Origin of the sequence: Methylocystis silviterrae (genome assembly GCF_013350005.1) — a bacterium.
GTDB classification, from domain to species: domain Bacteria; phylum Pseudomonadota; class Alphaproteobacteria; order Rhizobiales; family Beijerinckiaceae; genus Methylocystis; species Methylocystis silviterrae.
Genome location: NZ_JABVWW010000015.1, coordinates 49,412 through 70,059 on the forward strand (window position 1 = coordinate 49,412; position 20,648 = coordinate 70,059).

The window sequence follows — 20,648 nt, forward strand, 5'->3', positions numbered from 1 at the left end:
TTACCGTCGCTATGCTGCCGACAAGAGGCAAAGGACCCGCGGCAGAGCAAGCGACTGGGAGAACCCGAATGATTCCCGAATTGACGCCGATCGAGCGTTGCGCCGAAGTGGCGGGTCTGCGCGGTCATGAACTCATCCTGGGCGTGAGCCCCAGCGACAAGCACCATCGCATGCTGGCGCGATACCGCCGGGCCGTGTCGCTCGACGCCGCGCGCGGGCGGGTCGTCGCCGACATCCGCAACGCGGTGGAGATCGGCGCGTCGCGTCGCGCCGCCGACTTGCTGATCGTGCTGCGCTGGCTCCTCGCGCCAGGCGCGTCTTGCGACGATTCACGCGCCATCGCGCGTCCGCGCCGCCGCTCGTTCTTGGCGCGCTGGCGCAAGGCCGTCGTTCCGTCGCCGGCCGCCGAGCGGTCGTCGCGTGAAAGCGGCGAAGTCGTCTCTCTCTTCGATGGCGGGCGCCGGCGCTAGCCGCGCGTCGCGCCTGTGGTTTCAAGGCAACACCGGGCAAATTGTTGTGTCCGCCGTGTGCGCGCGAAGGCAGAACGGAAATGCCCATAAGCTGTTGCTGCAAAAAGTTAATTCGCAGCAGATGCATTGCGCCGTAGCTTCGTTCTCTTGGGCGCATCGTCCGGCGCTAGCTTGCTACTCCAGGCGACATGAGTCAGCTTCCGGTCCAGCGGACGGTCAGGGCCTGGGGCCGCCGTTTTTCGATTTTTTACGGGGGCTTGCCATTTATGTTCGCATTTAGAGCGGCGCCGAGGCTTTTGGGCGCATTGTTTGCCGCATTCGCACTTTTCAGTCCGGCTCTGGCGCAGGAGGATCCGCGCGCCGAACAGGAGCGCCTGGCAGCCTATATTCAGCATAATCCAACCGACTATGACGCGACCTATCGTTACGTCCTGCTGTCGACGGAGCTGCGCGACTATGAAGCGGGAATCGGCGCGCTTGAACGCCTGCTGATGTTCAACCCGAACTTGTCCCGCGCCCGAAAGGAGCTTGGTTTCCTTTATGCGCGGCTCGGCGCCTATGAACTCTCGGCGCAGCATTTGCGCAACGCGCTCGCCGAAGGCGGCCTCGATCCGGTTCAGGTGGCTCAGGTCGAAGCGCAGCTGCCCGATATCGAGAAGCGCACGCAAGCCAACCGGCTTTATCTGCGGATGCATGTCGGCCTGCGGGCGCAATCGAACGCCAATTTCTTCCCGACCAATAATCTCTTCCAGGTCGGCGGCGTCGGCGTCGCGTCGGCCGCCTCGCGCAAAGGCGATGTCAACAGCTTCCAATTGGTGCAGGCCGCGCACGATCTCGATTTTCAGAATGGGCGCGGCGACCAGCTCGAGACGCGCGTGACGGGCTACGCCACCGAACAGTTTCGCCTGCCGCAGTACAGCGTCGCGCTGTTCGCCGGCTCCATCGGGCCGCGCATCCATATCGCGCCCGATCTTTATCCGGGCCTCTCCATCAAGCCATATCTGACCGGCGCGGTGGCGCTGCTCGGCGGCAGCAATTATCTGAACGCCGGCGGCGCCGGCATGAGTTTCGGCGCGGAACTCAGTCGCGACCTGTGGTTCGAGCCGGGCGCCGAATGGCGGTCGATCTGGGTCGATCCCTCGCCGGGCTATCTCGGCTCTCTCGGTTTTTCGCCCTATTCGACAGTATCGACGTTGGCGACCGGCGACGTCGTCACCGGCTACGTGAGTAGCTCATACAGGCTGACCAACGACTTGAGGCTTGAAGGTCGCGTCGCCTATACGCGCGCCTTTGCGGGCAATCCGCAGCAATCTTCCGATCAGGTTGACGTTCAGGCGATGCTGCGGCTCGAGGTCGACCCGCCATTTCCGATCATTCCGCGCAGATGGACCTTCGCGCCTTATGGCCGCTTTACGCATCTTGCGTTCGACGCCGCCAATCCGGTGATCAATCCCTTTGTCGCGCGTCGAGACACCGTCTGGATCGGCGGCCTGATGGTGGACTTGCCGATCACCCCGTATCTCGGTTTCGCCGGCAACGTCGAGTATGCGCGTAACGATTCAAATTTGCCGAATTTCAAGACTGACAACGTGTCCGTCAGTTTCGGGCCAACGGCAAAGTTCTGACGGAGACGACAAATGAAAAAGTTCTCCGCGGCCGCCACAACCGCTCTCGCGCTCGTCGCAGGCCCCGCGCTCGCAGATAACGTCGGGAACGTCGGCGCGGTCAATCAGAGCGCCCACGGCACGCCGCCGGGCGCCGCGAAGCGCTCGCTGTCGGTCGGTCTTGGCGTGCAGCGGCGCGAACGCATCGAGACGAGTCCAAACGGCAGCGCCCAGATCGTCTTTAACGACACATCGACGATGACCGTCGGACGCAATAGCGCCGTCACCGTTGACGACTTCGTCTATTCACGAGGCGGAGGCGGTCAGCAGGGCGTGTCGATGGCGAAGGGCGTCATGCGCTTCGTCGGCGGCGGCGTCAGCCACGAAGGCGGGACAAGGCTGCGGACCCCGACCGCGTCGATCGGCGTGCGCGGCGGGACAGCGCTGGTGCGTATTGGCGGCTCCTGCGGCACGCTCATCGTGCACCAATATGGCTTCATCGACGTTGGCGGCCAGGAGCTCACGCGCCCGGGCTATGGCGTTTGCGCGCCAAGCGGCGGGCCGGTGTCGGAGCCGTTCCTCGTGCCGCCTGAGACGATCGCGGAAATCATCGCCGCGTTGGAGAGCGGCAAAAGGCAGCGTGGCGGCGCCAAGCGCGAGCCGACGAACGAAGAGGCGAATCTTGCGCTCGGCAATGATCGTCCGCCGGACGTCGTCAGCCCGCCGGGGCTCGACGCGCTGGGTCCGGTTTGGTTCGGCAATGCGCTGGCGCAGAGCCGCGCCAATGTCGACAATCAGCCTGCTCCGCTGCCGACGCCAGCGAGCCAAGGCGGAAATGACGACCACTACGACGATTATGGTTACGGCGGTCATGGAGGCCATGGCGAGGGTTGGTATGGCGGCGAGCCTGTTGCGATTGACGGTCCGGGCGACTAGTTCTGCGGTGGCGTCAGCCTCGCCGGTCGCCGCGGCGACGGCCTGACCGTCATGCGAGGTGGAGATGTTGAAGCGGCGCCGCGCCTACCTTCTCGCGCTTGTCGTCGCTGCGGCTCTCATTTTTCCCTGGGGCGTCATTCAACCCCGGGCGCTCGACGACCTTCGCAACTTCGTCTTCGACACGTTTCAGCGTCTGGCTCCTCGCGCCTATGATCCCGAGGCGCCGACGCGGGTCGTCGGCGTCGACGAAAAAAGTCTCAGCGCCTATGGGCAATGGCCTTGGCCGCGAGTCCGGCTCGCCGAACTTCTTGACCGCCTACGCGAACTCGGCGCGGCGTCCATTGCATTCGACTTTATCTTCGCGGAGGCGGATCGCGCCGGAGCGTCCCAGCTCATCGAGGCGATTCCTGACCCCCGCGCCCGCGCCGAGGTGGCGAAGCTCGTCGCAAAAGCGCCGAGCGGCGATCAAATCTTGGCTCAGGCGCTCTCGAAGGCGCCCGCCACGCTTGGAGTCACGCTGACCGACGCCGTTTCCGCGCCGCTGTTGGCGAAGTCGGGACTGGTCACCACCGGCGACGATCCCGCCCCGTTTCTCGCCGCATTCGCCGGCGCGGTCGGCCCGGAACGAAAGCTTGCGGAAGCGGCGCGAGGGCTCGGCGCGACAAACTGGCTGCCCGATCACGACCAGATCGTTCGTCGGGTGCCCCTGGTGACGCGCGCCGGCGATGTTCTCATGCCCTCCCTGGCGCTCGAAGCCCTGCGCATCGCGCAAGGCGAGCCGGCCATCATCATTCGGTCTTCAAACGCCAGCGGACAGACGGCTTTCGGCAAGCAGACGGGCGTCAATGCGATAAAGGTCAGCGCCTTCGAAATTGCAACCGGTCCCAACGCAGAAGTCCGGCCACGCTATTCGCATAGCGACGCTGTGCGAGACATTTCAGCCAAGGACGTGCTCGAGGGCCGCGTTGCGCGCGAGGAAATCGAGGGGCGCATCATCTTCGTCGGCGCGTTGGCGACGGGTCTTGGCGACGTCCGCGCGACGCCCCTGGAGCCGGTCGTTCCCGGCGTCGACGTGCATGCTCAGATCGTCGAATCGATCGCATCGGGCTCGCTGCTCGCGCGCCCGGACTGGGCGCCCGGACTGGAGTTCGTCGTCGCCGCCTTCGCGTTTTTGCTGATCATGAGCCTGCTCTTCGTCGCGCCGCCGCTTGTCTCGGCGGCGGCCGCGCCGCTCGCCGTCGCGGGGCTATTCGCCGGCGCCTTTTATCTGTTCGATCGCCGCGGCGTGCTGCTCGATCCCTCTTATCCGAGTCTCGCGATCATTGGCGGCTATCTCTTCGGCGCAGTGACTCTCTGGCGGGCCGAAACGTCCGCGCGACGCCACGTGCGTCAGGCCTTCGGCAAATTCGTCGCGCCTGCCGTCGTTGATCGCCTCGCCGAACATCCGGAGCGGCTGGTGCTCGGCGGCGAGACGCGCGAATTGACCGTGCTGTTTTCCGATCTGCGCAATTTCTCGGGGATTTCGGAAGGTTTGAGCGCGCGCGAACTCACGCAGTTCATGAATGAATATTTGACCCCGATGACCGACGCCATCCTCGAAGAGGAGGGCACGATCGACAAATATATGGGCGACGCGGTGCTCGCCTTCTGGAACGCGCCGCTCGACATCGAGGACCATCCGCGCAAGGCCGTTCGGGCCGCCCTGACGATGCGCGAGGCTCTCGTCAGCCTCAACAAAAGGCGCGCCGAGGCCGCTGCGTCGTCGGGCAATGATGCGCAGCCCGCGGCGATGGGGCTTGGCCTCAATCTCGGGCCTTGCAGCGTCGGCAACATGGGATCCATCCGCCGCTTCGATTATTCGATTCTCGGCGACACGGTGAATCTCGCGTCGCGGCTCGAAGGGGCGAGCAAGGCCTTTCAGACGGACATTGTGGCCTCTGGCGCGGTGCGCGACGCCGCGCCCGACTTCTCCTGGCTTGATCTTGGGCGTGTCCGCGTCGTCGGAAAGAGCGAACCGACAAGGGTTTTCGCCCTCGCCGGCGACCGCAGCATGGCGGTCTCCGACTCGTATGTGCGCTGGCGCAAGTCGCACGACCTCATGCGCCAGGAATATGAGTCGGGCCGATTCGAGGCCGCCGCCGAGGGCGCCTCGGCGTTGGCGCGATCGGTTCCCGAGCCCTGGCCCGCGCTCTATGTCGTTTTGGAGCAGCGGTATCGCGGTCTCGCCAGGGAAGGGTCGCAGGATAACTGGTCTTCGGTATGGAATCTTTCGAGCAAGTGACGTCTTCGTCCGAGCGCGACTGCTGCCCAGCCATCGCCTTATGGGTTTCTCTTATGATCGCTACTCGCGCATGATCTCAAATCCGGTGCAGAATTATTGGGCCCTGATCTCAGGGCGTCACGACGCGGATGCTTTTTCGGTCATCGACGCCGCCTATCGCGAACCGCAACGCGGGTATCATGACTGGCGCCATATCGTCGATTTGCTGACGAAGCTCGACTCCTTGAAGGCGCTCGCCGTCCGGCCCGATCTGATCGCCGCCGCGATCTTCTGGCATGACGCTGTGTATGTGACACGCGAGCCCGACGGTCTGCTTCGTCCCGACGCCGAAAATGTTCGCGCCAGCGCGGCGCTCTTCGAACGTCACTCGAAATTCGACGAAACAGATGCGCAGGCCATCCATGATCTGATCATGGCGACGGCGAATCACCTCAATGCGCGCGCTCCAGCTGAGCATTATCCCGGCTTTTCGCGCGATCTGGACCTCTTCCTCGACCTCGATCTTTCCTCGCTCGGCGCGTCCTGGTCCGAGTTCGAGCAAAATCTGGCGCGGCTTCGTTTCGAATACGCCTGGGTGCCCGAGCCGCTCTTTTGCCTTGGGCGGCTCCAGATGATCGACACATTCTTCGCGCATGGAGACGCGCTCTACCGTCGCGACGAATCGCGCAAGCTCTGGGCCGCACGGGCGCATCAAAATCTCGCGCGCGCGCAGCAGGAATTGCGCCTGCAGGTGGCGCGGCTCGCCTCGTCCGCGTAGTTACAAAGCGAGCGCCGAGCGCACCTTCGCCGAATAGCCGTAGATGTCGTCGTAAAGCTTCAGCGCGCCCTCGTCGTTGACTACGGCCGTGAAATATTCGATGTGCACCGGAATGGGCTTCGCGAGATTGATGCGGTGCTCCTTCTTGCCGATCAGAGCCTTCAGGCGCTTTTCGTCATAGCCAGGACGCCCGATGACTTCTTCCGCGAGCTTGAACGGATTTTGCACTCGTACGCATCCGTGACTGAATGCGCGCTTGGCGCGGGCGAAGAGTTTCTTCTGCGGCGTGTCGTGCATGTAGATCAAGAGGTCGTTCGGAAACACGAATTTCAGCCGGCCGAGCGCATTCTTCTCGCCTGGCTCCTGCTGAACGATCGCACGGCCATTCCGAAAGGTTACCTTATATCCGCGCTTGCGAAGCTTGGAGAGCTTGCCGCCGGTTTTGGGCTCCAGCTCCTTCTCGATGATCGACTCCGGAACGGTCCAGGTCGGATTGATGATGATATATGGCATCACGTCGGAAAACACCGGCGTCGGCGACGTCTTCTTGCCCACGACAACGCGTGCGCGCAGCACAAGTTGATTGTCGCGCGTGAATGTCGTCTCGAATTGCGGAATATTGACTTCAAGGCGCGTCGCGCCCATTTCGCGCGGCTCCCAACGCCACCGCTCCATATTGGCGATGATTTCCGCCTCGACGCGCTTTGCTTTGGCGTCGGAAAGCGACGCGAAATTTGTGATGGGCTTGGCATCCGACTCGTGAGACGCAGCGGCCTCGCGGCGCGGATGGCCGCGCGCGGCGCGCAGTTCGGCGAGTTTCTCGCGCAAGGCGGCATAGGCCGGGTGCGGCGGATTGAAGGCGGCAAGCCGCGCGCCGGCCTCGTCTCCAGCCTCGGCGACGGCGTCGAGCGCTTGGGGCGACTTTACGACAGACGGCCGCTCCTCGATGTCAGGCGAAATCGTTGCGGGATTGACCCGGGCGCCGCTCGCTTGCGCTGCATATTCGGCGACGCCCTCCGATAGCGCCAGTTCGGCCGCGGCGCTCCAGGACGACTCTTGCGCAGGAGCCTTTACGCGCAGGCCGTCGCGGCCGGCGTGGCGCAAAGTGTCCAGCGCGCTTTTCGCCGATTTGGTGAAGCCGTCCGCATCGCGCCAGATCGGCGCATAATCGCGTTTCTTGTAATAAGCGGCGATTTCCGCACGCTGGACGCTTTCGTCGACGCGGGGCTCCTCATTCGACCAGTCGCGCAGCGCGCGGGCGAGGCTTTCGCGCGCATCGGTAGCTTGTCGCTCATCGACCCTCTGCTGTTCATCGACGCCTTGCGGCGCGTCGGCTCCCTGCTGCTTTTCGAGCTCCTGGCGCTCATCGGTCTTCCGCTGCTCACCGGCTTCGCGCGGCGCGTCGGCCGTCGGCCGGTCGGAGGTCTCGCGCTCTAGCGCCGGCCTCGCCCCGCGCTCGGCGGCGGCCGGCGATTCGGGCGCGTCGCTTGGCGCGCTCGACATTTGCGCCATGGCCGGGGCGGCGAGCAGGGCGCCTGCGATGACGAAAGGAGCAGCCTGCGGGAGGAGCGAAACGCGAAACATGCTCGAACTCCTGTGCGCCTCTTACAAGGCCTTGCGGCAAACGAAACGGATCGTCTGTCCGCGCACGCCATAGCCCTCGTCCGTCTCGACGGTGACGCCATGGCAATTCTGCGTCGGATCTGAGTGCGCGACGGCGGTCGACTCCTGCCAGTCGATGGGGAGGATGAAAGGCCGCACCGACGAGGCGTCGGCGGCGACGCGAGCGGGCTGCGAGTCGGGCGCCTTGACGAGGAGCGCCTTGGCGGCGGCGAAGCTGACATTGGCGGCGAGGATCGCGAAGGCGATCTTCATGGCCAGCGCGATGCGAATCGGTCGCGAAGCGAAGCTGGTCTTGGTCGTGTGGTTCGTCGTGTTGTTCATCGAACGGTTCATGGCGAGTTCCCCGTGGTCCGTCCGCTCGATCAGCGGATGGTCAGACCCTAGAACGCCACTCGGGGAGTCGCGGTGCGCTGGCGCACAGGGCGTCAGATACAAGAACTCCCGGCCTTGTTGGGCCGGGAGCCAAACTTCATCAGACGTCAAAGCCGCCGTCGCCGCCGCTATCGAAGCCGCCGCCGTCATCGAAGCCGGCGTCGGCGCCATAGTCGGCGTCCTCCACACCGCCTGCGTTGTCATAGCCGGAGTCGTAACCGGCGTCGGTGGCGGCCGAGCCCGACTGATCGCCGTAGTAGTTGTTGATCACCGTATCGCCGCCGGCCGGCGTAAAGCCGGAGCCGATGCCGAGATTCCCCATCCCGCCATAGCCGGCGCCATGCGAGAACAGGCTGCGGATGCCGTCGGCGAGCAGCACGCCGCCCGCGACGCCCGCCGCGGTGCCGAGCGCGCCCTTCAGAAATCCGCCGCTTTCAGGCGCAGGCGGCTGCTGCTGGCCCCAGCCCTGCGGCGCGTAGCCGCCGGCCACGGGATTCATGCCGCCCTGCTGGGCGCCGCCCCAAGGTCCGCTCGGACGAGCCTGCTGGGGAGGACGCGGCGGCGCCGGACGGGGACCACCTCCGAACAGGCCGCCAAGGAAACCGCCGGCGGGCTTCGACTCAAGCTCCTGCACGCGGGCTTCGAGCTCCTCGATGCGCGCATTGGCGCCTTGCAGCGCCTGATCCTGCACGATTACGGTCTGCGCCAGGAGATAGGGTGCCGCCGGCTGAGCCTTGATCTGTTCGCTGATGAAAGCCTCCGCCGCCTGGTCGCGCGGCGTCGAGGCGGCGCTCTTGGTGCGCTCGAACAATCCAGCGATGAGTTGGCGTTCTTCCGGTGACATAGGGTTCTCCATCGTTGCCGCCCTCGAAGGCGCGGCGCAGGAAGATATGGCCCCGCTGCAAAACGCCGCCAAGCCCCAAGCGCGAACGCGGCCGATTAAACTTTCGAAATCTGGCGGCAAGGTGGGCGCGCGCTAGATCTCCGCGCTATGCATGCGGCCAGTGGCGTTCGCGGAACCAGTTACGATAGTCCGTCATCTTCGCGCGCTGCGCGGCCGGCGCGCGCCGGCTGCATGTCGCCGCCTCGGCGCTCCCGTCCGAAGCGCCCCACCGCAGTTCGACGCAGTCGTTGGGATTGTAGCCCATCTCGAGGTCCGCCGCGCGGTCCATGACGTCTTTGAGCGAGAGCGTCCAGGCGGAGCCGTCGCTGCGGGTGTAGGAAAATGTGCGGGCCGCGAGTTCGCTCGCGAGCGCGCTTTGCAGTTGGGCCTGAACGCCCGCCGGACCTCTGCCAAACGGCATGGCGTAGCGATCGCTGCGCCGCGCGACGCGATCGGGAAATCCGCGCACAACATCGATCGCGATGAGGAGGCGCAGATCGCGCGCCGGCGTCGAGAAGTCCTCCCATGCGCCCGAGGTCGCGAAGATCGCCGGACCGTCGGGCATCGATGCCTCGCCGCGCCCGCCGTTCTGGAACTTTCGACCGTTTTCGACCGCCGTCGCGCGCGTCTTCACCTGCTCCTCAAGCGCCGTGATGGCCGCCATCATCGCGCGCGTCGGATCGAGCGGCTCAGGCGACATCACCTCATCCATGCGATCGTAGAATTCCTCGGCGCCGAACTGCGACTGCTCCAGGGAGAAATCGCCGTAATCCGGGTTCTTGGCGATCTCGGCATTGGTGAGCGCCCGCAATCCGCCGTTCTCCCGAACGATCGGCCGGAAGCGCTTGAAGCCCGGGCTGCCGAGGGAAGCTCCGTTCGCGAAAAGGAAATTGCCGCGCCAGAACCGCTTGCGCGTGACGGTGCCATCCGGCTCGGCGTCGACGGCAAGAAACACGCCCGCGGCGTCCGCCGTCTGCGGGACGCGTTGCACGAGCATCATGACGTGCCCGTACGGATCAGCGTAGGCGGTTCCGGGACGCAGCGTCTCCTGCGTCAGTGGAATCGTATAAAAGTCGGACTTGTCGCTGTTTGCCGACGCTCGCACCGAACCGGAATGAACGACGTCGCCCACAGCCCGAAAATATCCGGCGACGCCGGCCGGCCGCTTCGGGGCAGGCGGTTTCGCGGGAGCGACCGGCGCAGTCGTCGGCGCCGCGGCCGGCTGGACCTGCTGAGGCTGTGCAAATAGCTGCTGTAAAAAGTTCGTGGGAGGAGCCGCTATGCGGGTAGGGGCCGGCGGAGCGGCGGCCGACGCCACGGCTTGTTCGGGCGGCGGCGCGGGTCGGGTCAGTTGGGGATGCAGAATATCGAATCGTTCATTGCAGCGCGGCGGCGCGCCGCCGCCTCCGCGCGAGCAATTCGAATAGGCGAAAGGCAAGCCCATCTTGAAGGCGAAATAGGCGCGCAAGAAGTAGACGAAATCGGCGCAGTCGGGTTTCAGCGATAGGGTGAGGCTGTCTTCGCCTTTTCCGAGATGATTGAACAAGACATTGCGCGACGGATTGCGCAGCACCTCATGCCACGTCTTCCATGACTGCTCCGCTTCGAGCGGCGCGTCAAAAAGTTTGGCGACCCACGCCGAATACAAATTCTCCGTCGCGCGGTTCCATGAATTGTGCACCCGCCAGACGCTGCCTTCGGCCGCGTGCGAGGCGGACGATTTGCGCGCGCTCACGGCGATGTCCTTCGTAATCGTGCCGCAAGTGAACGAAGACGTGTCGAGCGTGGCGCGCCACGCGCCGGCGGCCGGCGACGCAACCTCGGCGAACCAGACATAGGGCGGTCCGCCACGCTGTCCGCGCGATCTGGCCGCGACCCTTCCATCAGGCGCAATCAGCGAAAGCTCGCCGTCGAGCGGCTTTTCGGCGGCGACGAGGATGCGCAAGGGCGCGCCTGCCCAAGGCGATTCGGGCGAGGTCATAACCGCGACCTCAGCCGATTCCTCGCAGGGCGAATCTTGAGCCTGGGCGTTCGACAAGGGGAAAAGGGAGGCAAAAAAAGCGCCTGCGACAGGCAAGAATGCAGCGAATCGGCGCGCTGGAAACATTTGTGACCCTCTCTTGGACCGCCTTCGGTGGTTTTCTTCGTCAGAGGCCGGTTCGCAGGACACGGCGTTGGCGGCGATCCGGCTGGGGACTTGCGGCGCGACTTTCGCACGGCGGCCCATTGCGCCGGCTCATTGTTTGAAAGAAATGGGTCAAAATGGCGACGTCCGCCCGCCACGCTCACGACGTCGCGCTTGTCCGGTCCAGCGGACGGCGCAGGGAGCTAAAGCTTCGTCGACAGGCTGGCGACGCCCGCCACTTCGGCCCGGCAGCTGAGGCAGTTTCTCACGCTATATCCAGCGGCGCCTCAACCTTGCACGACAGCGGCTATCGTCAGGACGTCACCTTTCAGCGTCATGCCTGCGCTTGTCGCGGGCATCCACGCGGCGCCGCTGCGCAGGACTTTCAGCATTGGCGCAATGTCCCGCCGTGGATGGCGGGGACAAGCCCGGCCATGACGCGGAGGCATTAGCGGTCAGAGCTCCCCTCACGCCGCCGTGAATTTCTCGCTGAAGATACGATCATGCGGGACGCCGGCGGATTGGCCAGCCTCCTCAGTCGCGGCGATCAACGCCGGCGGGCCGCAGGCGTAAATGTCCGGCCTCTCGGGCGCGCTCGACAGCGCTTGCGCAAGCGCTTCGACCGGCGTGCCGACGAACCCGCGCCATTCCTGTTCCGGCTTCCACACGCAGAGCGGCACGACGAGCTGCGGCAATGCAGCTTTCAGCGCGTCGAGCGCGTCAAGCGCGAAAAGCTCGTCGACTTTGTTGACCCCGAAGAACAGCCGGCAGGGGCGCTGATCGGCGAATTCCGCCATTTGCCGCAGCATCGAGAGCGCCGGCGCGAGTCCCGTGCCGCCGACGACAAACCAGCGCGGCGCCGCGCTCGACTCATCGAGGGTGAACTGACCCTGTGGACCACGGACAAGCAGCGTATCGCTGATGGCGGCGCGATCGCGGAGATAATCCGAAAAGGCGCCGTGCGGCTGAAGGCGGATGAACAGCTCGAGCGTTCCGTCCCAATTGGGCGCATTGGCGAGCGAATAGGAACGCTTCGCCGAGCCGTCGGGAAGCGTGAGTTCGATGAATTGGCCGGCGGTAAACTGCGCCGCGCGCCCGAATATCGGATCGTCTTCATATTGAAGCTGCAGGCGCACGGCGCCCGAGCCTGCTGGTTCAATCGCCACAAGCGTCGCGCGCCGTTCGGGAACCGGCGCAAAGCCGACCGCCGCCTCGTCGAAGGGTGCGCGCAGAGCGAGATCGCTGCGCGCCTGCGCGCGGCACAGCAATATGTCACCCGCCATGCGCTCGTCCTCGCTCAGCGCTACGCTGCTGTAGGACATAAGTTCGACCTCTCCGCTTGCGCGAGCGACGCGGCACGCGCCGCAGCCGCCCTCCCGGCAGGAGGAGGGGAGATAAATGCTCGCGCGTTCGGCGGCGTCCAGTAGCGTGTCGGATGGATCGGCGTCGAAGGCGATCGTCGCGCCGTCGCGCGTGAGAAGGCTGACCTTGTACATGGCGGATTCCGGCGAAGGGCGGACGCCCGAGGTGGGCGTCCGCTGCATGATGGCTAGGCGGCGCGGGCGAGCGAAGCTGCGATGTCGGCCTTGGCGTCGCCGATCGGCTGGACGCCGAACTTCTCGACCAGCACGTCAACGAGCGCGGGGGTGAGGAAGGCGGGCAGCGTTGGGCCGATGCGCACATTGCGCACGCCGAGCGCGAGCAACGTCAGAAGAACGGCCGCCGCCTTCTGCTCGAACCAGGAGACGATGAGCGACAGCGGCAGTTCATTGACGCCGACGCCGAAGGCTTCCGCCAGTTTGGTCGCAACAACGAGCGCCGAATAGGCGTCGTTGCACTGACCCATGTCGAGAAGGCGCGGCAGCCCGCCGATCGTCCCGAAGTCATTCTTGTTGAAGCAATATTTGCCGCAGCCGAGCGTCAGGATCACCGTATCCTTCGGCGCCTCGTCGGCGAAATCGCTGTAGTAGTTGCGGCCCGGCGCGGCGCCGTCGCAGCCGCCAACGAGGAAAAAGTGGCGGATGGTGCCGCTCTTCACGGCGTCGATCACCTTGTCGGCGACGCCAAGCACGGCCTCGCGCCCAAAGCCGATGGTGATGGTCTTCTCCGGCGCGTCCTCAGTGAATCCGGGCAGGGCCTGCGCCGCCTGCGCGACAATCGCGAAATTCTCGTCGGCGATGTGGCGAACGCCCGCCCATCCAACCGGCCCCGCCGTAAAAATGCGTCCGCGATAACGCGGCTGCGGCTCGATCAGGCAATTGGAGGTCATGACGATCGGGCCGGGGAATTCGGCGAATTCCTTCTGCTGATCCTGCCAGGCGCCGCCGTAATTGCCGGCGAGATGCGGATAGGCCTTGAGCTTGGGATAGGAATGCGCCGGCAGCAGTTCGCCATGCGTATAGACGTTGATCCCCTTGTCCTTGGTCGCTTCGAGGATCGCGTGCAGATCCTTCAGATCATGGCCGGAGACGAGGATCGCTTTTCCCTTGATCGGCGTTACGCGCACATTCGTCGGCGTCGGCGCGCCGAATGCGCCGGTGTTCGCGGCGTCGAGCGCCTCCATGGCGAGGAAGTTGGCGCGGCCAAGCGCCAGCGCCTCGTCCAGCAGCGTCGCGACGTCGCGCTCTTCGCGCGCCAGCATATCGAGCGCATGTTCGACCGTCGCATAGATCGCGTCGCGCTCTTCGCCCAAAACGCGCGCGTGATGCGCATAGGCGCAAACGCCCTTGAGACCATAAAGGATGAGCGCGCGGGCGCCGACCGCGTCCTCGCCGAGGATCGCTGCGTCCTTGCGCACCGCCGCCTCAGACGCCTGTGCGGAAAGTCCGGCCATGTTGTCGGCTGGCGCGAAAGCGGCGGGGCCGGAGAGAGTCTCGGGCGTCTTGCCGGCGGCGCGCGCGGCGTCTTCGTACAGCGCTTTGGCGCGATCGCGGATCTGCGAGGCCTGCTGGATCAGCTCGACGAATTTCGCCGCGTTGAAATTGACGTTGGTGAGGGTCGTGAAGAAGGCGAAGAGAATGAAGCGGTCTGCTTCGATGTCCGTCGCGCCAAGCTGGCGCGCGCGATGGAGATATTGGCCGACGCCTTCGCAGACATAGAGCAGAATGTCCTGCAGATCGGCGGTCGTCGCGTCCTTGCCGCACATGCCCTTCGCGCCGGCGCAGCCCGCGCCTTCGTCAGATCGGTAGGTCTGCTCGCATTGGTAACAGAACATGTCGCTCCCTCCTGGCTCTCTTAATAGGTATTTAGAATGCGTATTAAAAAAGACGGAAGTCAAGCGATGGCGAGCGATGCTCGCGGCGCATGTTCAGGCGGAGAGATCGGCGAGGGGAAAGGCGGCGGTTTTTTCGAGGCAGTCGTGCAGGGTGTAGCGATCGAGTTCGCGCATAAATCCCTGTTCGGCGCGCGCTAACATGCCCTTCAGTCGGCAGCGCGGCAAAAGCGCGCAGTTGCTGCCTTGCGGGCTAAAACATTCGACCAGCGGCTGGTCGTCAAGCCTGCGGACCACCTCGCCGATTCGAATGTCGCGCGGATCGCGCGCCAGTCGAACGCCGCCCTGCGCGCCGCGGATGCCCTCGACATATCCGGCCGCGGCGAGCTCCTGCAGCACTTTCGCCATATGGTGGCGCGAAACGCCGAAATGATCGGCGATCGCCGCCGCGCTCATCACCTCCGGATTGCGATCCGCGAGGAGGATGAGGGCGCGCAGGCCGAAGTCGGTGAAGGTCGTGAGCCGCATGGCGCGAATTTAACACGGTATTAGAAATTCTGAAATACTGCCGCCGTCATGCCCGCGCTTGGCGCGGGCATCCACGCGGCGCCGCTGCATGCGCCTTGCAGCATTTGCGAAACGTCGCGGCGTGATGGCCGAGTCAATCTCAGCCATGACGGGCGCGGGATTGCTTGCGCTAATGAACCCGCCCCTTCGTCCTTCGAGACGCGCGCTGCGCGCGCTCCTCAGGATGAGGGGCCTTGGGGTTTTGTGAAAAATGAAAGCGCCTAACCTTGCAGCCGAAAAAGCTGCGTTCAGCATGCAGGAGAAAAGCAGTCCTCATCCTGAAGAGCGTCTGTAAGGCGCGTCTTGAAGGACGAGGACAGCGAAGCGTTGCGTCGACGCCTCACCCCCCGCCCAGCGCCATGTCGTCGCGGTGGATGATCTCGTCGGGGCCTTTAAAGCCCAAGAGCGCCTCGATGTCCTTCGTCGAGCGCCCGACGATTTTTGCCGCGTCGGACGCGTCATAGGTCACGAGCCCGCGGCCGATCTCGCCGCCTTTGGCGTTGCGGATCACGATGCAGTCGCCGCGCGCGAAACCGCCCTCGATTCGCGTCACGCCCGCCGGCAGCAGGCTCCTGCCTGAGCGTAGCGCCTTCGCCGCGCCGTCGTCGATATGCACGGCGCCCTTCGGCTCGAGAGAGCCCGCGATCCATTTCTTGCGCGCCGTCACCGGATTGGACGGCGTCAGAAACCAGGTGCAGCGTCCGCCAGCCCCGATGCGCGCAATCGGCGCCTCTTCGCGACCGTCGGCGATCACCATATGCGCGCCGCCGGTGGTGGCGATCTTCGCCGCCTCGATCTTGGTGCGCATGCCGCCGCGTGAATATTGCGAGGCGGCGCCCCCCGCCATGGCTTCGATCTCCGCCGTGACGCGCGGCACGATCGCGATGTGCTTGGCGTCCGGATTGGAATCGGGCGGGGCGCTGTAGAGCCCGTCGACGTCGGAGAGCAGAATCAACAGATCCGCGCTCGCCATCGTCGCGACGCGCGCCGCGAGGCGATCATTGTCGCCATAGCGGATTTCCGCCGTCGCCACCGTGTCGTTCTCGTTGATCACCGGCACGGCGCGCAGCGACAACAGCCGCGTCAGGCATTCGCGCGCGTAGAGGTAGCGGCGGCGCTCCTCCGTGTCGCCGAGCGTCACCAGCACCTGCCCGGCGACGAGGCCGCGATCGTGCAGCGTCTCTGCCCAGAGCCGCGCCAGGGCGATCTGACCGACGGCGGCGGCCGCCTGGCTGTCTTCGAGTTTCAGCGCGCCGCGCGGAAAGCCCAGCACGCTGCGTCCCAGCGCCACGGCGCCGGACGACACCACCAGCACGTCGGCGCCGGCGCGATGCAGATCGGCGATGTCGTCGGCGAGGCGCTTCAGCCAGGCGCGTTTCGCCGACGCCTTGTTGGGGTCGACGATGAGCGATGAGCCGACCTTCACGACGATGCGTTTGAAGTCGGCGAGGACGGGAGCGCGCTTGGTCATAAGGCAGGGCAAAATGTTCGAGGGAGGCGTTTGCGAGCGCGACTTATGGGACGCTTGAGTTAGCCCAGCGCGCGCACGACCGCAAATTGGCGCCTATGGCGCGCCGTTTTGCCAGCGGCGGATGAACTCGAAAGGATAGATGAAACTGAGCACATTGAGAGTGAAATTGTCTCTGATGTTCAGCGCGACCCCGACTTCAAGAAGCACAGACATTGCGATGACGGCCAAAGCTGGGAGCCGCCATGCGAGAACGAAGCCCAGCGCCATCGCCAGCGTATCGGCAAGCGAATTGACGATGCTGTCTCCTGCGTAGTTCTGCGCCGGCGGCTGCTTGCGATAGTGGCGGATGGCGAAGGGCGTGTTTTCGAGGATCTCCCATCCCACTTCAACCGCCAGCACGATCAGGAAGCGCTGCCCGACCGACAGTCCCGGCGCCGCGAGCCAAGCCAGGAAATAGAACAGCACCCCGTGGATGATATGCGTGAAGCTGTACCAGTCGGTGAGATGCTGGGAGAGGCAGGGAGAGGCGGCGTCGCCCTCCCACAGCTTGAATTCGCCGCGGGCGCAAAGAAACGGCCGGCCGAGCGCCCAAAGCGCGCCGGCCTGAATGACGAGCGCGGCGATCGCCGCCGCCGTGACGCCGCACGCCGTCGTTGCGCTCATCATCATATCTTCTCAACTAGAAGATCGGACGATGGAAAACTAGTCTCCGAGTCCGACGACCTCGGCGTCTGGGGTCTTCTTGCCGCCGGCCACAATCGAGAACTCCTCCAGTTCCTCGGTCCAGTATTCGAATTGCCGGCGGCCGTAGTCGACCATGGCTTCGGCGACGTCGTGCGGCGATCTCGCCGCCCATACATCTTGCCCAAATTGCAGCGCCGACCGCGTGTTGATCAGGCCGAAGTCCATGACTCTCGATGCGCAGTCCTGACAGGTCTTGAGCGAAGTGAGGAGCGGGGAAGGGTCTGGCGACATTATCTTATCCTCTGAAGTTGCCGGCCTGTGAGCGCCCATCGCCAGAATATGGAGGGAGACGCGGCCGCGCCAGCGTCTCCCTCGCCACTGAAAAGTGATCCAATATTCCCTCTACATAGCGTCCGCTTGATACGAACCTATGACTGGAGCGACGGATTCTGGCGCGTGGTCTTGAGATAGGTCAAGCGTATGAAACTATTGCATAATTTTCGTTTTGGCTCTATCCCTATTTCAGCCTGTGGCGATTGACGGGCGACTCGCGAGGCGGAATTTTCGGGGTGGATGGCTGCTGCGTTTCGGAGGCATTGATGCATCGACTTGTCTATTTCAGTAACGCAAATCTTGATCTGAGCTTCTCCGCGATCGAGGGAATGGTCGAGATGTCCGCAGAGCGAAATCGTCTGCGGCGCATTAGCGGGGCGCTCCTCTACAACGGGCTGAATTTTTTGCAAATTCTGGAGGGTCCGCGGCAAGCGCTGACGCCGCTCTATTTGCAGATCCGGACGGACTCCCGGCACTCCGGCGTCGTCAAGCTCGTTCACGAACGCATTTCGATGCGCAGTTATCCCGATTGGGGCATGAAGCTCGTGTGCGACGCGCCGGAACACGCGGCCGCCACGCGGGAAGCGGCGCCGCGCGAGGACGGTCTTTCCGCGATGGTTGACGGTTTTTTCAGATTTGGCCAGGCGGCGGCGTTCGCTGAGCTTAGGTGAGCGCAATTCTTGCTTAGGTAGATCGCGGACATCTGGCGCGGTGTCCGCCCTTCGGAGCTACTCATGATAGGAATTGCCAAGAAAATCGGCTCGTCTGGGAGCGAGAACAAGGCGGCCGCCGGGGGCCGCGACGGCCGACTTTTATCCGGCTATTTGGTCAATCTGCATCGTGGCGCGGCGCCGGTGAGAGAACTGATGCTCGCAGACATCGAAAGGTTCCAGTCGCTCGGCGCGACAGGATATGCCGACGATTTGCGCGTCGCGCTAAAGCGGTTCACGTCCGAATTCATCGACAGGAAGGATCGGCGCTAGGCTCCGCTTGCGCCGAAGTTCCGTCGGCGGGGGAGGGAACGCGCCCTTTCTCGCAGCCTGGCGCTCGGCCGCGCCAATTTAGCCAAACGGTCAGTCGATCAACCGTGTGCGAGTCTCGCGCTCATAGCTGGCGAGCACGTCGCTGATCGCCACGTCATAGCGCGCATGCGATCCGAGAGCTTTCAGATGCGACGGAAGCGCGGCGAGCTGCTCTTTCGCGTAATCGCGAATTTGCGGAAGGTCGCATGTTTGCTCCGCGACCCGGCGACCTGACAGCATGAACGGCTGCAGCAATGGGACGCCCGGCAGAATTTCGCCCTTTCGGGCGATGACGTCCCTGACCGCGACGCCGTCTCTTAACTCTCGAAAAACCTGTTTGCGGCCCGGCAGCGAGCGCTTGCCCTCCGACAGTTTCATGCGTCCCTTGCCGGCGTATTCGGTCAGCTTATAGGCGATGTCGAGGTTTGGCGCGTCGCTCGACACCGCCATATCCGTTCCTACGCCAAAGACATCGATGGGCGCGCCGCGCGACGTCAGAGCGTCGATCTTGGTTTCCTCAAGGCCACCGCTGGCGACGATCTGCACGTCGGTCAAGCCGGCGTCATCTAGGATGCGACGCGTTTGGCGCGACAGCATGTCGAGATCGCCGGAGTCGAGACGCACCGCGCGAATCTTGAAGTTCGGCCCGCGCGCCTTCGCGAGCGCGACGACCTTCTTGACGCCTTTGAGCGTGTCATAGGTATCGACGAGAAGCGTCGTGCCCGGAAAAACATCGCTGAAAGCTTGAAAGGCGTCCATCTCGGAGGCGCAGGCTTCGACAAAACTATGCGCCATCGTTCCGGCGACGGGCAACCCATAGGCTTGCCCGGCCGCGACATTGGAGGTCGACTCGACTCCAGCGATATAGAATGCGCGCGCGCCCTTTGTCGCCGCATCCACGCCTTGCGCTCGTCGTGCGCCGAAGTCGACGACGCTGGCGCCGCGCGCCGCGGCGACAACGCGCGCCGCTTTCGACGCGAGTATCGTTTGCAGTCCGATCTGATTGATAACGAGCGTTTCGATGAGCTGCGCTTCGGCGATCGGCGCAACCACTTCCAGGATCGGTTCGTTCTGAAAGAACGGCGTGCCCTCACGCATCGCATAGATGTCGCCGGAGAAGCGGAAATCTTCGAGCCAGTCGAGGAACGGCTGCGAAGCAATTTTAAGCGAGCCCAGATAGTCGATGTGCTGCGGCTCGAAACGCAAATGCTCGATCTCATGAAGAAGATCGTTCAAGCCGGCGGCGATCAGAAAATTGCGTTGGGGCGGCATATTGCGCACGAAAAGGCTGAACGTCGCTTGCGCGTTCATCCCCAATTCGAAATAGGCGCGCAGCATCGTGAATTCATAGAGATCCGCGAAGAGCGCGCTGCTGGACACGACCGCTCCTTTTTACGCGTCGACTGGAGAGAGCTGGAAGCGCTCGCGCGCCGGTCGGGACCATAGCTATGGCGCTAGGCCCGGGCAAATCTTCATCGATGTGCAAATCTTCATCGATGTAATGTCCGCCCGCCTTTTACAGTTCGTCTTGGCTCTCTTCGACGACGACGCCCGCCTTCCGCATCTTTTCGACAGCGTCTCTTCCGCCTTCCGGCGTTATGGCGCGCGCGCCGGAAAGCCGCACATGCGTTTCAAATCCTTCCGAGACGGCGTCCAGCGCCGTTTCGAGCACGCAGACGTCGAGCGCCAGTCCGACGATCAAGACGCGACGCACGCCAAGACGCCGCAGCCGCTCCGCGAGCCCCGTGCCGTTGAGCGCGGAAAGCTGGTCGCGCTCAAGCGATTCTCCTTTGCTGACGATAATCGCGCCCTCGGGGAGGCGCAGATCGGGATGGAACTGCGCGCCGGCGCTGTCCTGAACGCAATGCGCCGGCCATGGTCCGCCACTGTCACGAAAGCTGGCATGGCCGGTTGGATGCCAGTCTCGCGATGCGACGATGGGAACGCCGGCGGCCACGGCTTCCTGGATCAGTTCATTGACCACAGAGACGATCTTGTCGGCTCCGGAAACCTCTAAGGCGCCGCCCGCGCAGAAATCGCGCTGCACGTCCAAGACGATGAGCGCGTCGCCAGACGTCAGCCGCATCGCTTCGCTGGCCATGATGTTGCTCCGCTAGAGACGGCGCGCTCGCTCGGTCCTAATCGAATGCGTGAGCAGGGCGCATTCCGTGGGGATGATCCTAGCTGCGGGTAGGGCCCAGCGCGAGCGCCCGAGGCGGTCAGCGATCGATGGATAAGCCGTAGCGCCGTAAAGAGCGAACTCGCTAGGGCCGCCGAGATTTGGCGCTGGCGGGATTTCGACGGTTGCT

Annotated in this window: 19 protein-coding genes; 7 read left to right on the plus strand and 12 right to left on the minus strand. The window is 64.3% G+C overall.

Annotated elements, in window-relative coordinates:
• Window positions 1-68: 68 nt before the first annotated feature.
• From HUN39_RS14525 to HUN39_RS14545, 5 genes are all read left to right on the plus strand, one after another.
• Entirely contained in the window at window positions 69-470 is a 402-nt protein-coding gene (locus HUN39_RS14525) for a polysaccharide deacetylase (RefSeq protein WP_175095208.1), read from the plus strand.
• A gap of 296 nt (window positions 471-766) precedes the next feature.
• Window positions 767-2,095, plus strand: coding sequence for a tetratricopeptide repeat protein (locus tag HUN39_RS14530; RefSeq protein WP_232366109.1), 1,329 nt, complete (start codon window positions 767-769; stop codon window positions 2,093-2,095).
• A gap of 12 nt (window positions 2,096-2,107) precedes the next feature.
• Window positions 2,108-3,010, plus strand: a complete 903-nt coding sequence (locus HUN39_RS14535) for a FecR family protein (RefSeq protein WP_232366110.1) — start codon at window positions 2,108-2,110, stop codon at window positions 3,008-3,010.
• Window positions 3,011-3,074: 64 nt separating this feature from the next.
• Window positions 3,075-5,291: a CHASE2 domain-containing protein gene (locus HUN39_RS14540; protein WP_175095210.1), complete on the plus strand. Its 2,217-nt coding sequence runs from the start codon at window positions 3,075-3,077 to the stop codon at window positions 5,289-5,291.
• A gap of 70 nt (window positions 5,292-5,361) precedes the next feature.
• Window positions 5,362-6,048 (plus strand): HD domain-containing protein, encoded by a 687-nt coding sequence (locus tag HUN39_RS14545; RefSeq protein WP_232366111.1) that lies wholly within the window; start codon window positions 5,362-5,364, stop codon window positions 6,046-6,048.
• Here HUN39_RS14545 and HUN39_RS14550 read toward each other — a convergent pair whose 3' ends face one another.
• The 10 genes from HUN39_RS14550 to HUN39_RS14595 all read right to left on the minus strand — a co-directional run bounded on the left by HUN39_RS14550 (window position 6,049) and on the right by HUN39_RS14595 (window position 17,275).
• Window positions 6,049-7,632: a L,D-transpeptidase family protein gene (locus HUN39_RS14550; RefSeq protein ID WP_175095212.1), complete on the minus strand. Its 1,584-nt coding sequence runs from the start codon at window positions 7,630-7,632 to the stop codon at window positions 6,049-6,051.
• A 21-nt stretch (window positions 7,633-7,653) separates the two neighbouring features.
• Window positions 7,654-8,004, minus strand: a complete 351-nt coding sequence (locus HUN39_RS14555) for a hypothetical protein (RefSeq protein ID WP_175095213.1) — start codon at window positions 8,002-8,004, stop codon at window positions 7,654-7,656.
• Between the two features lie 139 nt (window positions 8,005-8,143).
• The gene (locus HUN39_RS14560) at window positions 8,144-8,887 is read right to left on the minus strand and encodes a DUF2076 domain-containing protein (RefSeq protein ID WP_175095214.1); all 744 of its coding nucleotides are present in this window, start codon (window positions 8,885-8,887) and stop codon (window positions 8,144-8,146) included.
• Between the two features lie 145 nt (window positions 8,888-9,032).
• Window positions 9,033-11,033: a hypothetical protein gene (locus tag HUN39_RS14565; protein ID WP_175095215.1), complete on the minus strand. Its 2,001-nt coding sequence runs from the start codon at window positions 11,031-11,033 to the stop codon at window positions 9,033-9,035.
• 485 nt (window positions 11,034-11,518) lie between these two features.
• Window positions 11,519-12,547 carry a 2Fe-2S iron-sulfur cluster-binding protein gene (locus HUN39_RS14570; protein ID WP_175095216.1) on the minus strand — a complete coding sequence of 343 codons (1,029 nt, stop codon included), beginning with the start codon at window positions 12,545-12,547 and terminating at the stop codon, window positions 11,519-11,521.
• Window positions 12,548-12,600: 53 nt separating this feature from the next.
• Entirely contained in the window at window positions 12,601-14,265 is a 1,665-nt protein-coding gene (hcp, locus tag HUN39_RS14575) for a hydroxylamine reductase (protein ID WP_175095217.1), read from the minus strand.
• Between the two features lie 93 nt (window positions 14,266-14,358).
• Window positions 14,359-14,790: an Rrf2 family transcriptional regulator gene (locus HUN39_RS14580; RefSeq protein WP_175095218.1), complete on the minus strand. Its 432-nt coding sequence runs from the start codon at window positions 14,788-14,790 to the stop codon at window positions 14,359-14,361.
• Between the two features lie 379 nt (window positions 14,791-15,169).
• On the minus strand, window positions 15,170-16,300 hold the full coding sequence (proB, locus tag HUN39_RS14585; protein ID WP_175095219.1) for a glutamate 5-kinase: 1,131 nt from the start codon (window positions 16,298-16,300) through the stop codon (window positions 15,170-15,172).
• 93 nt (window positions 16,301-16,393) lie between these two features.
• Window positions 16,394-16,963 carry a DUF2585 domain-containing protein gene (locus tag HUN39_RS14590; RefSeq protein ID WP_232366112.1) on the minus strand — a complete coding sequence of 190 codons (570 nt, stop codon included), beginning with the start codon at window positions 16,961-16,963 and terminating at the stop codon, window positions 16,394-16,396.
• Window positions 16,964-17,002: 39 nt separating this feature from the next.
• A complete protein-coding gene (locus tag HUN39_RS14595; protein ID WP_175095221.1) occupies window positions 17,003-17,275 on the minus strand; it encodes a hypothetical protein in 273 nt (90 codons plus the stop codon).
• 308 nt (window positions 17,276-17,583) lie between these two features.
• Here HUN39_RS14595 and HUN39_RS14600 point away from each other — a divergent pair, with 308 nt between their 5' ends.
• Together HUN39_RS14600 and HUN39_RS14605 are read left to right on the plus strand one after the other, a co-directional pair.
• Window positions 17,584-17,988 carry a BLUF domain-containing protein gene (locus HUN39_RS14600; RefSeq protein WP_175095222.1) on the plus strand — a complete coding sequence of 135 codons (405 nt, stop codon included), beginning with the start codon at window positions 17,584-17,586 and terminating at the stop codon, window positions 17,986-17,988.
• 63 nt (window positions 17,989-18,051) lie between these two features.
• The gene (locus HUN39_RS14605; protein WP_175095223.1) at window positions 18,052-18,300 is read left to right on the plus strand and encodes a hypothetical protein; all 249 of its coding nucleotides are present in this window, start codon (window positions 18,052-18,054) and stop codon (window positions 18,298-18,300) included.
• A 90-nt stretch (window positions 18,301-18,390) separates the two neighbouring features.
• On the opposite strand, the gene HUN39_RS14610 is transcribed toward HUN39_RS14605, so the two are convergent.
• Window positions 18,391-19,719, minus strand: coding sequence for a nicotinate phosphoribosyltransferase (locus HUN39_RS14610; RefSeq protein ID WP_175095224.1), 1,329 nt, complete (start codon window positions 19,717-19,719; stop codon window positions 18,391-18,393).
• 136 nt (window positions 19,720-19,855) lie between these two features.
• Window positions 19,856-20,440, minus strand: coding sequence for an isochorismatase family protein (locus HUN39_RS14615; RefSeq protein WP_175095225.1), 585 nt, complete (start codon window positions 20,438-20,440; stop codon window positions 19,856-19,858).
• Between the last annotated feature and the right edge of the window lie 208 nt (window positions 20,441-20,648).

Coding starts and splice junctions, on each gene's coding strand:
- HUN39_RS14525 (WP_175095208.1), top strand. CDS start 69: ATGATTCCCGAATTGACGCCGATCGAGCGTTGCGCCGAAGTGGCGGGT.
- HUN39_RS14535 (WP_232366110.1), top strand. CDS start 2,108: ATGAAAAAGTTCTCCGCGGCCGCCACAACCGCTCTCGCGCTCGTCGCA.
- HUN39_RS14540 (WP_175095210.1), top strand. CDS start 3,075: ATGTTGAAGCGGCGCCGCGCCTACCTTCTCGCGCTTGTCGTCGCTGCG.
- HUN39_RS14545 (WP_232366111.1), top strand. CDS start 5,362: ATGATCTCAAATCCGGTGCAGAATTATTGGGCCCTGATCTCAGGGCGT.
- HUN39_RS14550 (WP_175095212.1), bottom strand. CDS start 7,632: ATGTTTCGCGTTTCGCTCCTCCCGCAGGCTGCTCCTTTCGTCATCGCA.
- HUN39_RS14555 (WP_175095213.1), bottom strand. CDS start 8,004: ATGAACCGTTCGATGAACAACACGACGAACCACACGACCAAGACCAGC.
- HUN39_RS14560 (WP_175095214.1), bottom strand. CDS start 8,887: ATGTCACCGGAAGAACGCCAACTCATCGCTGGATTGTTCGAGCGCACC.
- HUN39_RS14565 (WP_175095215.1), bottom strand. CDS start 11,033: ATGTTTCCAGCGCGCCGATTCGCTGCATTCTTGCCTGTCGCAGGCGCT.
- HUN39_RS14570 (WP_175095216.1), bottom strand. CDS start 12,547: ATGTACAAGGTCAGCCTTCTCACGCGCGACGGCGCGACGATCGCCTTC.
- hcp (WP_175095217.1), bottom strand. CDS start 14,265: ATGTTCTGTTACCAATGCGAGCAGACCTACCGATCTGACGAAGGCGCG.
- HUN39_RS14580 (WP_175095218.1), bottom strand. CDS start 14,790: ATGCGGCTCACGACCTTCACCGACTTCGGCCTGCGCGCCCTCATCCTC.
- proB (WP_175095219.1), bottom strand. CDS start 16,300: ATGACCAAGCGCGCTCCCGTCCTCGCCGACTTCAAACGCATCGTCGTG.
- HUN39_RS14590 (WP_232366112.1), bottom strand. CDS start 16,963: ATGAGCGCAACGACGGCGTGCGGCGTCACGGCGGCGGCGATCGCCGCG.
- HUN39_RS14595 (WP_175095221.1), bottom strand. CDS start 17,275: ATGTCGCCAGACCCTTCCCCGCTCCTCACTTCGCTCAAGACCTGTCAG.
- HUN39_RS14600 (WP_175095222.1), top strand. CDS start 17,584: ATGCATCGACTTGTCTATTTCAGTAACGCAAATCTTGATCTGAGCTTC.
- HUN39_RS14605 (WP_175095223.1), top strand. CDS start 18,052: ATGATAGGAATTGCCAAGAAAATCGGCTCGTCTGGGAGCGAGAACAAG.
- HUN39_RS14615 (WP_175095225.1), bottom strand. CDS start 20,440: ATGGCCAGCGAAGCGATGCGGCTGACGTCTGGCGACGCGCTCATCGTC.